The sequence below is a fragment of the Erythrobacter sp. CCH5-A1 genome (genome assembly GCF_001557115.1).
Classification (GTDB): Bacteria; Pseudomonadota; Alphaproteobacteria; order Sphingomonadales; family Sphingomonadaceae; genus Erythrobacter.
Window position 1 is genome coordinate 1 of sequence record NZ_LSKQ01000201.1, and the last position, 11612, is coordinate 11612.

An 11612-nucleotide genomic window follows, 5' to 3' on the forward strand; every position below is an offset into this window, starting at 1 on the left:
GGGTCTCCTCTGAAAGCAGTTACCACGGCCGAGCACAAAATTTTAAACAGTCTCCAAGCCGCGCGACTAAAGCTTGAGCCGCGTTCTCAAACGGTACTTTGCTTCGTCAGGCATCTGAAACCATGTCAGCAACAGCAGTACGCTGCAGCAGCAGCTCGCACCAATAAAGGCGCCGAGCCAATCCTCGACCCACAAGGAGATGACGAATGATCCGATCACCACTGCCGCCGGGCCTACCAAGCGCCAGAGCACGAACCTGTCCAGGAACCTCGCCTTATGGAACAGTGCAAAACAGTCGATGATGATGCGCGCCGTCGAAGCAAGGGCGACGCCGTAAAGGCCAAGCCAGATACCAAAGGCGTACAGCATTACCAGATAAGCAGGCAGTTCAATAACATGAAGTACCGCGGTGTAACGTGAATTGCCGCGTGCCTGGACCAAGGCATAGGGCACGTTTGCCAGCGCGTTGAACCATATCCCGATCAAAGCGATCTGCCCCACCGGCACGGATCGCTGATCCAAATCCTCGCCAATCCAAAGCGTCAGCAATGGCGCTGCAAAAAGCATCAGGCCAATCACGACGAATGCAAAAGACTGACCGACGAGGATCACCGAGACCTTGCCCAGAGTGGTTGATTCATCGTCGCTTTGCGCAGCAAGTCTTGGAAACAGGGCTTGCACAAACGCCATCGGGAACATCACCGTGCGTGCGACAATTTGGGTGGGCACGGAATATGCGACCACGGCCACAGACCCGAGAACACCACCAATAACGAAGCGATCGGCCGTGGTCATCAACGGGCCGACAATAGCGGTTACCATTATCCAGCTACCGTACGAAAACAGCCGTTGCAGCTGTGGGACGCTTGGATTGACGGGTTGGTCTCGCAGGAACACAAAAGCCATGCTCATCAGCATTGGTACCAGACCAATCACGCGTCCGGCGATTGACGCAGCCAGCAACCACTCAAAATGTTTTGAATAGAACAGCGCCACCAGCAGCGGGAGTACTTGCGACAATATGTTTCCCACCAATGTCCCGAGCGACACTAGCCCAAACCGTTGAACTCCGACCAGCGCACCAGACGAAACACCGGTGAACATGATCACCGGAACACACAGGGCAAACAGCCAGGCTGCCTCCAACACTTCGGCCTTGAGGTCGGAACTGACTTCGAAAAAAGACTGGAAAAACACATTGGCCGCCACGAACACTAGCGCTCCCCCGACAAAGGAGATCGCGGTCGCGCCGACCAGCGCCGACCATACGACGCTGGCGCGCTCGCTGTCGCTGGCTTCGGGCATCGAAGACAGGCGCTGGGTGATTGAGCGACCGAGCCCGAAATCTGCCTGACCGAAGTATCCCAATAGTACCAGAGCAAGCAGGAGTGCGCCGTAGCGCTCCGTCCCGACGATCGACATGTAGAACGGAATGGTAAGGATGCTGACGGCAACCCCGATGAGCGCCGGGGCGAGGTTGAGCAACGAGTTCCTCGCAAGTGCCATTATCGCGCCTGCTCACGTGCGGAGGCACCGGTCGAAGCTTGCCCTTTCCAAGCGGGAAACCAGCAGATGCAATCAACCCCGGATTGGCAAATGACCACGTCAGCTCATCCAAATTGGCCCGTGCCAAACTGGCAGCGAGCGGCTATTGGCGCGGCAAGACGATTCACGCAACCGGGAAAGGCAGATCAAACCGGTTTGCCTCTCCTCCGCTGCCATGGCCAGTCAGGGATTGATATGCAAAGCCACGTGTTCCCGGATTGCCATCCTGACGAAGACCAGAACGAAGACATCGAGATCTGCTCACATTGCCTTTATTGCGGCAGTGCCGAGAGTTTTGATGCCACTTTGCTTGTCAGGGACGAGTTCTTCGGTGCAGACAGCGGCACCTTTGAAATACAGCGCTGTGCCTCGTGTGAATCGCTTTGGCTGAAGAACCGGCCTGTCGGCAGCCGACTGCTCAGCGCCTATGCGAACTATTACACCCACACACCCGAAGATGCTGATGGCGGCGCGGTGTCGAGAGCGCGCACGTGGATCAAGTCATCCTATTTGCGCAGCCAGCTTGTCCGTCCCGCAGGCCTGATCGACCGGCTGGTGGCGCGTGCTGTCGCATTGGTCGGCTACGATACATCCGGCCTCGACAAGAGTATGCGCTTCGTCCCAGCGCCGCCTGCGACAATCCTCGACTATGGCTGCGGCAACGGCCATTTCCTGCTGCGCCTTCAGGCGCTCGACTACGAGTTGCACGGAGCCGAGTATGATCCGCATCTCCTCGGAAAGCTGTCGCAGGCAGGGATCGCTATCCATGATGTCGCAACGCTTACGGATGATCGCTGGGATCGTGCTTTTGATCACATCACCCTATCACACGTGCTCGAACACGTGCCTGACCCGATCGCGCTCCTGCACCGCCTGAAGGGCTGGCTCAAGCCGGGAGGAGGACTCTATATCGATTTGCCCAATGCCGATGCGACCGGGCTGACGATTTTCGGGCCATACTGGCGCGGGCTGGAAGCCCCGCGGCATTTTTCGCTACCGACCCGCAACGCGTTGGTACGCGCCGTAGAGAGCGCCGGCCTCGTTGTCGAACGCCAGCATATCGATCAGGCCGCGCGGCCCTGGCTATGGGACCAATCGCTCAAGGTGATTGCCGAAGATGCACGTCCCGCCTTTTTACAGGCGATGTCCGATGCACCGCCCGAAACCGAAACCAACGCCGAACAGCTCACCTTCCTGGTTCGCCGCCCTGCCTGATTATGGGCGCCAACAAAGGTGCCCGCTAGAAGCTTTGCCTGGACCGCGGCCAGACGACCGATAAACGCGCCGGGATCAGCCAGGCAGACCCGCTGTTCTGAACGGGTACTCGCGTCGCGCGGTACAAATGTCGAGCGATGCGGTCGCCCAGAGGCGTCACCATTGCCAGTGCCCGGGTCTCGACAATGTGCCACGATAGCACCGCCAGCAGCAGCGTGACCGGAAGTGCCAGCATGATATTGGCGAAAGGGCTCATGCCGGGCATGACCCAGGCGAGACCTTGCTGCACCGGGAAGGCGTAAATGTAGACGCCGTAGGAATAGTCACCGAGCCGGTTATACATGAGCGCGCGGCCCTTCGGGATGTAGCCTGCCCACAAGGAGAGATACACCAGCGCGGCGACGACAAAGCTCGCCATCAAGGTGGTTCCGGCAAGCAAGGGCACCGGAATCCACAGCAAGAGCATGATCCCGGCCGAGAGGGGAATGCGATCACGCCAGACATAGGCGCATGCACCGATCATGAAAGGGAAGGACAAAAGCGCGAAGAACTCGAGGCGAATGACGACACCAGGCGGCGCCGGGACACCGAGCTGCCCGATCAATGGTCCGGCGAAATGAAAAACAGTCGCGGCTGCCATCGCCGCCAGCATCGCCGAAGGTTTCCTGATTACCCCCATGGCGCCAAGGGCAACAACGCCAGCGTAACATGCAACTTCGTAGAACAGCGTCCAGATGCTGCCGTTGATCACGGTGCCATATATGTTGCTTTCGAACACGCCCGGCAGTGGGCCCTGCATGTACACGAGCGAGAGGTTCACCGGCACGTAGGTCCACACGTCCGGGCTGCTCACATATGCCGACAGGCCGAGCTCCGAAACGAAAGCCCCCGCGATCACGGTCAGCACGAGCGCCACCAGCAGCGCCGGGAATAGCCGCAGAACGCGGGCCACAACGAAGTGGAGGAGGCTGCGCTGCCGATCGAACGAACGGGCGATCAGCAAGCCCGATATCCCGAAGAAGATCGCCACCGAATAATGGCCAAGTGTCTGGCCGGTCTGCGATTTCAGCGGCTCGGCCGCTTCTGCACCTGTGATTGGCCAGGCATGGCTCACCAGCACCGCGATGGCGGCCAGCATCCGGATGGCATTGAGATTGTTGTCCCGCCCTGCCAGCACGTCTGCGAGAAAAACGGGCCGAACCGGGCGAGAATTCGCGGCGCAAAAGCAGGCCTGCGCATCCTGTGCCAAGCTTGGCGCGTCCAGACCTCCCATGCCTTAGTGCTCCCTGGATTTTGAGACCAATGCTTATCGCCTTGTCCGAAGAAGCGGTCTCGACATCCCATCAATTCTTGAGCGCAACATGTTGTCCAAGCCCAACCCACGACTCAGGTCTCATCATCCCATCACAACCTGATGCGCGGAATGAAGATCTTGCGAACCGGGACGCAGCCCGCCCCATTTGTTCATGAGTGGACTGATATTCTGGACCTTAAAAAGCACATTGCTCAAGGAGTCGAAGGCATAGGAGCGACCAATGAAAAAGATGTTAAGATGCCGCGTATTAAAGACTGCGGATCCATCTTGCCCACGCGCTTCAAATGATCCGTGGCAACCCTAATGAAGCACGGTCAGCCAAGGACAACCTTCCGAAAAACAATAATTACCTGTTCGAAGAAAGGATGGGCTGCCACCAACTCTCATTATCAAGATACCAGCGCAGCGTGTGACGCAGTCCTTCGTCGAAGCCGCGCGCAGGCGCATAGCCGAGTTCGCCGCGGGCCTTGGTCTCGTCGATTGCATAGCGGCGGTCATGCCCGGCGCGGTCGGTGACAAAGGTCTTGAGGCTGCTCGTCGCCTCACCCCTGGCCGCGGGCGCATCGGGGTAGCGCGCGGCAAGTCCGTCGATCTCGGCAAAGGCGCGGTCGACTTCGGCGCAGATCGTGTCGATCACGGTCATGTTGGGCAGTTCGGCCCCACCCCCGATATTGTAGGTCTCGCCCGGTTGGCCGCGCATCAGGCAGGCCTCGATGCCGCGGCAATGATCCTCGACATGCAGCCAGTCACGCACGTTCATCCCGTCGCCGTAGATCGGAAGGCTGCGGCCGTGCAGGGCATTGAGCAGGAACAGCGGGATGAGCTTTTCGGGATATTGATAGGGCCCGTAATTGTTCGAGCAATTGCTGGTCGTCACCTCCAGCCCGAAGGTGTGGTGATAGGCGCGCACCAGATGGTCGGAAGCGGCCTTGCTCGCCGAATAGGGCGAATTGGGGGCGTAGGGCGTCGTCTCGCTGAAAGCCGGATCGGCAGGGCCGAGCGAGCCGAACACCTCGTCGGTCGAGATGTGGTGGAAGCGGTGCGGCTGGCCGCTGCCCGCCAGCCATACGGTGCGCGCAGCCTTCAGGAGGCTGTTGGTGCCGAGGATGTTGGTGTCGATGAACGCGTCCGGCCCGGTGATCGAGCGGTCGACATGGCTCTCGGCCGCGAAGTGCACCAGCGTGTCGATGGCATGATCGCGCAAAAGGCTTTCCACCAGCGCGGTATCGCGGATGTCGCCTTCGACCAGTTCGGCCGCCGTGCCCTCAATTGTCGAACGGTTGCCCGCGTAGGTCAGGGCGTCGAGCACGATCACCCGGTCAGCGGGATGCTGCGCGTTCCAGTAATGCACGAAGTTGCCGCCGATGAAGCCGGCCCCTCCGGTGACGAGCAGATTAGCCAAGCTTCGCTTCCTCTTTCAGCATCAGGCGCAGGTTTTCCCGCCACGGGACGGGCGCATCGCCGATAAGCGCGCGCGTCGCGCTGCAATCGAGCAGCGAGAAGGCCGGGCGCCGGGCGGGGGTGGGATATTCTGCGGTGGTGATCGGGTGGATCACCGGAATGCGCGGGATGAGGCCCAGCGCATGGGCTTCCTCGGCGATGGCAACGGCAAAGTCGTGCCAGGTGGCGACGCCGTCATCGCAGTGATGGAAGGTGCCGCTCGCGCCCTTCTCGACGAGCGCCCATAGCGTGCGCGCCAGGCCCGTCGCCCAGGTCGGGGCGCCGGTCTGATCGGCGACGACCCGAAGCTCGTCGCGCTCTTTCATCAGGCGGATCATGGTGCGCACGAAATTTGCCCCGCCCGCCTCGTAGACCCAGGCGGTGCGCACCAGCAGGTCAGCGGCGCGCAAGCAGTCCTCGCCTTCAGCCTTGGTGCGGCCATAGGCAGACTGAGGGTTGCGCTGTGCATCGGGGGCATAGGGTGCGCGCGCGGTGCCGTCGAAGACATAGTCGGTCGAGACATGGACCACTTTGCCCCCGGTCCCGGCCATCGCCGCGACCATCGCCGCGACCGCGCCCGCATTGATCGCGCGCGCGGTATCCTCGTCGCTTTCCGCCTTGTCGACCGCGGTGTAGGCGGCGGCGTTGAGTATCAGATCGGGCGCCTCGACCACGAGCCGCGCGGTCAGCATCGGCACGTCGGTAAGGTCGCAGTCGTCAACGTCGATCGCGCTGATGTCGGCCCAGCCGGGCGCGGTGCGCTGCAAGGCCCCGCCCAGCTGGCCGTTTGCGCCGGTGATCAGCACTCTCATGCAAACACCGGCACATCGGCAAGGCTCAGCCCGCGCGCGTCCTTTTCGGAGATGATCGGGTCCAGGCCCGCGACCGGCCATTCGATCCCCACGGCGGGATCATTCCATGCCAAGGTATGCTCCGACTGCGGCGCGTAGGGCGCGGTGCATTTGTAGAGGAAATCGGTGTCGTCCTCGAGCGTCAGGAAGCCGTGAGCGAAACCTTCCGGCACCCACAACATCCGCTTGTTCTTCGCCGAAAGCTCCACCCCGACCCACTTGCCGAAGGTCGGCGAGCCAGCGCGCAGATCGACCGCGACATCGAACACGGCGCCATTCGTCACCCGGACCAGCTTACCCTGAGGTCCCGGGTTCTGGAAGTGCAAGCCCCGCAGCACCCCCTTTTGCGAGCGACTGTGGTTGTCCTGCACGAAGGTGAGGTCAAGCCCCGCCGCAGCAAAGCCGCCCGCGTTCCATGTCTCCATGAAGAACCCGCGGGTGTCCCCAAACACCCGGGGTTCAAGGACCAGCACATCGGGCAGCGCAGTTTCGATCACATTCACGGCAGCACCGGGCTTTCCAGCAGCTTGAGCAGATACTCGCCATAGCCTGACTTCCTCAGTGGCTCGGCGATTTCGCGCAGGCGATCGGCGGTGATGAAGCCCTGCCGCCACGCGATTTCCTCGGGGCAGCAAATCTTGAGCCCCTGTCGCTCCTCGGTGATGCGCACATAGGTCGCCGCATCGAGCAGCGAGGCGTGGGTGCCGGTGTCGAGCCAGGCAAAGCCGCGGCCCATAATCTCCACCGCCATGGCCCCTTCCTCGAGATAGAGGCGGTTCAAGTCGGTGATTTCCAGCTCCCCGCGCGCCGAAGGCTTCAGGTCGCGGGCACGGTCGGCGACGGTCTCGTCGTAGAAATAGAGGCCGGTGACCGCGTAATTCGATTTCGGAACCTTGGGTTTCTCCTCGATCGAGATCGCCTTGCCGGCAGCGTCGAATTCGACCACGCCAAACGCCTGCGGATCGCTGACCCGGTAGGCAAAGACCGTCGCCCCGGTGCCGCGGTCGGTCGCGCTCTGCAACAGCTGGGGCAGGCCGTGGCCGTAAAAGATGTTGTCGCCCAGGATCAACGCGCTCGGCCCGCCTTTGACGAAGTCGGCGCCGATATGGAAGGCCTGCGCAAGCCCTTCGGGCCGGGGCTGGACTTCATAGGACAGCGATACGCCGAAATCCGACCCGTCACCCAGCACGCGTTTGAACTGCGCGGCGTCTTCGGGGGTGGTGATGATCAGGATGTCCCGGATCCCGGCGAGCATCAGCGTGCTCAGCGGATAGTAGACCATCGGCTTGTCGAAGATCGGCATGAGTTGTTTGGATACGCCGCGGGTCAGCGGATAGAGACGCGTCCCCGATCCGCCGGCCAGAATGATGCCACGCCTGTTGGTGTCTACTGTCATAGAGCCTGACGGCTACCCCCGATTCATGAAAGCGCAGCGACCGCGCGCTGCATCGCAGCGTAATAGGGGAAGGTCAACCTCGCCCGCGGCGTGAGAATTGTTGCTGCGCGCCAGCCGATGCAGCCGTCCGGACGCATGCCTCGAACCGATCGGTTGTGGTCGGGCGGCTGGGGTCGGCGGCATCGCTGCCCCTTGCGCGGAGGCGCGATTTTCGGCACGGATGTCTGCGGCTAGGGACCCATTTCGTCCATGCTGGCGACGCCTGCCGGACCCGCTCAGTGACCGCGCGTCGGTTCATCGGCACCGCGCCACGAACGGTCGCCTCGAGACGTTTCATTTACCAAATCGGGCTAATGAGTGGTTGCCAAAGATGCTGCATTGCACTAGGTACTCGTCCGAGGGATTTCCAAGAGGGCTTCAAGATGACCAAGACCGTGACCCGCATGATCGCTTCGATGGCCGCCTTTGGCCTCGTTGCCACGCCGATCGTGGCTCAGGCCAACACCCGTGCCGGTGACAGCGCTGTGACCTACAGCACCACCGAGGCGGGCCCGGGCCTTGGCCGCGAAGCCGAGGGTGAAGGTGCTTTCGCGATCGCCTCCGTCCTTGGGGTCTTGGTGGTTCTCACGCCCATCGTCATTGGCGCGCTCATTGCGTCGGGTGTCATTCAGGACGACGATGGCAATTGCATCTCGCCTGGCGCTTGCGACTAATTCTGACGCGAGAGCACGGATAAGGTAATCAGACGCCCGGTACGTAGTGCCGGGCGTTGTTGCGTCGTGGCGTCACTGCTCATGTGACCCATAGCCTATAACCCGACCTGATTTGCGCAAGGCCATCGCTTGACCAGTCACGCCGCAGACCGGCTTCCCTTCATGCTGCTGGCAGCCCTCCTGCTGGTAGCTTTCGCGCTGGGCGGCGGTGGCATCGGCGCGCCGCTTGCCAATTTGGCGGTCCAGCTGACGGCACTTGCCGTGATGGCGTTCCGGCGCGGCGGATGCGCGCAGTTCTGGCGCGAATCACCGCTCGTGCTGCGCGCGCTGGTGGTGCTTTCGCTGGCCTTGCCGATTCTCCAGACCGTGCCCCTGCCCGAATCGATGTGGTCCGCGTTGCCCGCCCGGGCAATGGTTGCACAATCGCTCAAGATCATCGGCGAGAGCGGCTGGATGTCCTTCAGTCTCTTCCCGCAGCGCACCCTGCTCGCCGTGACCGCACTTGTCACGCCGCTGGCGGTGCTTTGCGCCGGCTGGTCGATTCCGCGCGACCGACTGATCGACCTCGGCTGGCTGATCGTCGGGTGCGGACTGGTCACCATCCTGCTCGGCGCCATCCAGCTAAGTGGCCCGGCCGGAACCGCCAAGTTTCACGGGGACTTCCACGGCAGCAATGTGCTGGTCGGCACCTTCGCCAACCGGAACTCCACCGGCCTGTTCCTGACCTTTGCGCTGGGCCTTGCCGCGCTGTTGCCCGCGCCCAGACCGCATCCTGCCATTCTGCCGGCGAGGCTGGCGAGCTGTGTTTTGCTGCTGCTGGGGGTTGCCCTCACCCAATCGCGCACCGCGCTGGTTCTGGCGATCCTGCCGGTGCTGCTCGGCACCGTCCGCGCGCTCGGCGCGTGGCTGCGCGCGAGGGGCGGCCACCGCTCGGGCCGGCAGATGGCGTTGATCGGACTCGGTGCGCTAGCGCTGGTCGGGATCGGCGGCGGAGCGCTGGTCGTCGCCGCGCCCGGCCGGATCGGCACGACGCTCGAGCGGTTCGAGAGCCGGGACGATGCGCGCCGCTACGTTTGGGAAGATGCCGCCTACAGCGCGAGCAAATACTGGCCGCTGGGTGCCGGGGTGGGCACCTTCGACGAGCTCTACCAGATCGACGAATCGCTCGAAAATCTGACCCTGCGCCGCCCCGGCCGGGCGCATAACGACTATATCGAGGTGGCCATCGAATCCGGCGTGGCCGGGCTGGTGCTGATAGCGGGGTGGGCACTGCTGATCGCTTGGTTGAGCTGGTGCGCGCGGCGCTCGCAACTGCGCTGGGCTGCCTGGAGCGGGAGCGCCTACCTGCTTGCGAACGCCTTGCAGTCGGTCACCGACTACCCCTTGCGCAACCAGACGATGCTGGCCCTTGCCGCTTTTGCGCTGCTGCTGCTCGCGCGCATCGCCACCGAGCGCCGGAGGCCTGAGGCATGATCGGGCGGATCGCCTGGTTCGTCGGGCTCGCCGGGATCGGCTTGCTGACCGCTGCTTTGCAGCTCGACCTGTCGGCGGCACGGGCACCGCAGATCGCCCCGCTGGTGCCCGAGCCGCTGCGCGCCTATGCGCAGCAGCGGATCGTCGAGGACGCCATCCTCGGCAAAAAGAAGGCGGCTGTGGCCGAGGCGCAGAAGCTGGTGCGTCGCCGCCCGATGCCGGCAGAGAACCTGTCCCTGCTCGCCGGAGCACAGGCGGTGGCGGGCAACCAGCAGGCCGCGCTGGGCACCATCCAGGTCGCAGGCCGCCGCGGCTGGCGCGAGCCGGCGGCGCAGGAGGCCATGCTGCGCCTCGCGCTCGCCGCCGGAGACCGCCCCGAAGCCGCGCGCCGTTACATTGCGCTGTTCGTGCGCTCGAAGAAGGCCGGCCCGCTGCTTACCGAACTCGGTCCGGCGGTGTTCGACGGCCCCGACAGCTCGGGCCGCGACACCATGACCGCGATCGTCGTCGGAGCCAAGCGCTGGCATAACGGCTTTCTGGAGCGCGGCTCACAGGTGATGCCGCCTTCTGCCTTTGCCGCCATCGCCGCTGACAGCATCGCGCGCGGCGCTCGATTTGATTGCCAAAATCTCGAGACCAGCATCCGGACCTTGCTCCGGCGCGACGCTGCCGCCGGGGAGAGACTTCGCGCAGCCGCGCAAAAGCGTTGCCCCGGGGCTGCGCGGTAGGGCCCCTTCCCGCCGCTCACAACGTCCGGATGATGCCCGAAAAGTCGGTCGCGGCATTCTCGGCAGCGAAAGCCTCGTAGATCGCGCGGGCGTGTTCGCCCAGTTCGACCCTGGCCCCCGCACCCGCCGCCGCTTCCATCGCGAGCTTCAGGTCCTTCAGCATCAGCCCGGCGGCGAAACCGCCCTGATAGCCGTTGTCCGCCGGGGTGACGGGGCCGACGCCGGGGACGGGGCAATAGGACGTCATTGACCAGCACTGGCCGCTCGAAACGCTCGAGATATCGTAGAAGGTCTGCGGATCGAGCCCGAGCTTGTCGGCCATGGCAAAGGCTTCGCAGGTCCCGATCATGTGGATCGCGAGCAGCATGTTGTTGCAGATCTTGGCCGCCTGCCCGTTGCCGGCCGCGCCCGCATGGATCACCGCCTTGCCCATCGCTTCGAGGATTGGGTGCGCGCGGGCGAAGGCTTCGTCGCTGCCGCCGACCATGAATGTCAGAGTGCCGCCCGCCGCCGCCGCGATCCCGCCGCTGACCGGGGCGTCGACCATCTGGTAGCCGTGCGCCTCGGTGACCAAGATCACCTCACGCGCGGTGGCGACGTCGATGGTCGAGCAGTCGAGCAGGATCGCGCCTTCGGGGGCATGGCCGATGACGTCGTCCCAATAGACCTGTTTGACGATGGCGCCATTGGGCAGCATCGAGACGACCGCCTCGGCGCCTGTGCAGGCTTCCCTGGCGGTGGCGAAGGTCTGGCACCCCGCCCCGCGCGCCGCCGCGAGCGCGGTGTCGCTGAGATCGAAGGCGCGGACTTCGTGGCCTGCCTTCACAAGGTTCGCGGCCATCCCGCCGCCCATGTTGCCGAGGCCGATAAAGGCGATTTTCATTGTTCTCCCCTCCCGCTTGCGGGAGGGGAGAACAATGAAAATCGCCTTTATCG

11 protein-coding genes are annotated in these 11612 nt (G+C 63.3%); 4 read left to right on the plus strand and 7 right to left on the minus strand.

Going from position 1 to position 11612, the window contains the following annotated elements; genetic code table 11:
- Positions 1-66: 66 nt before the first annotated feature.
- Complete coding sequence (locus AX708_RS11795) at positions 67-1485, minus strand: oligosaccharide flippase family protein (RefSeq protein ID WP_197426082.1); 1419 nt, start codon at positions 1483-1485, stop codon at positions 67-69.
- 255 nt (positions 1486-1740) lie between these two features.
- Between AX708_RS11795 and AX708_RS11800 the strand changes: the two genes are divergently transcribed.
- A complete protein-coding gene (locus tag AX708_RS11800) occupies positions 1741-2760 on the plus strand; it encodes a bifunctional 2-polyprenyl-6-hydroxyphenol methylase/3-demethylubiquinol 3-O-methyltransferase UbiG (RefSeq protein ID WP_066529732.1) in 1020 nt (339 codons plus the stop codon).
- 25 nt (positions 2761-2785) lie between these two features.
- On the opposite strand, the gene AX708_RS11805 is transcribed toward AX708_RS11800, so the two are convergent.
- From AX708_RS11805 to rfbA, 5 genes are all read right to left on the minus strand, one after another.
- Positions 2786-4033, minus strand: a complete 1248-nt coding sequence (locus tag AX708_RS11805) for an acyltransferase (RefSeq protein WP_082745575.1) — start codon at positions 4031-4033, stop codon at positions 2786-2788.
- A 388-nt stretch (positions 4034-4421) separates the two neighbouring features.
- Positions 4422-5477, minus strand: coding sequence for a dTDP-glucose 4,6-dehydratase (rfbB, locus tag AX708_RS11810; protein WP_066529737.1), 1056 nt, complete (start codon positions 5475-5477; stop codon positions 4422-4424).
- Complete coding sequence (gene rfbD, locus AX708_RS11815) at positions 5470-6327, minus strand: dTDP-4-dehydrorhamnose reductase (RefSeq protein WP_066529740.1); 858 nt, start codon at positions 6325-6327, stop codon at positions 5470-5472. The genes rfbB and rfbD overlap by 8 nt, the downstream gene beginning before the upstream one ends.
- Positions 6324-6869: a dTDP-4-dehydrorhamnose 3,5-epimerase gene (gene rfbC, locus AX708_RS11820; protein ID WP_066529742.1), complete on the minus strand. Its 546-nt coding sequence runs from the start codon at positions 6867-6869 to the stop codon at positions 6324-6326. Before rfbC ends, rfbD begins: the two co-directional genes overlap by 4 nt.
- Positions 6866-7762, minus strand: a complete 897-nt coding sequence (gene rfbA, locus AX708_RS11825; protein ID WP_066529745.1) for a glucose-1-phosphate thymidylyltransferase RfbA — start codon at positions 7760-7762, stop codon at positions 6866-6868. Before rfbA ends, rfbC begins: the two co-directional genes overlap by 4 nt.
- Positions 7763-8184: 422 nt before the next feature.
- On the opposite strand from rfbA, the gene AX708_RS11830 reads away from it, so the two are divergent.
- The 3 genes from AX708_RS11830 (at position 8185) to AX708_RS11840 (ending at position 10676) form a co-directional block, all read left to right on the plus strand.
- Positions 8185-8475 (plus strand): hypothetical protein, encoded by a 291-nt coding sequence (locus AX708_RS11830; protein ID WP_066529748.1) that lies wholly within the window; start codon positions 8185-8187, stop codon positions 8473-8475.
- A 129-nt stretch (positions 8476-8604) separates the two neighbouring features.
- Positions 8605-9948, plus strand: a complete 1344-nt coding sequence (locus AX708_RS11835) for an O-antigen ligase (RefSeq protein WP_067490164.1) — start codon at positions 8605-8607, stop codon at positions 9946-9948.
- On the plus strand, positions 9945-10676 hold the full coding sequence (locus tag AX708_RS11840) for a hypothetical protein (RefSeq protein WP_066529754.1): 732 nt from the start codon (positions 9945-9947) through the stop codon (positions 10674-10676). The genes AX708_RS11835 and AX708_RS11840 overlap by 4 nt, the downstream gene beginning before the upstream one ends.
- A 16-nt stretch (positions 10677-10692) precedes the next feature.
- Here AX708_RS11840 and mmsB read toward each other — a convergent pair whose 3' ends face one another.
- On the minus strand, positions 10693-11559 hold the full coding sequence (mmsB, locus tag AX708_RS11845) for a 3-hydroxyisobutyrate dehydrogenase (protein WP_066529758.1): 867 nt from the start codon (positions 11557-11559) through the stop codon (positions 10693-10695).
- Between the last annotated feature and the right edge of the window lie 53 nt (positions 11560-11612).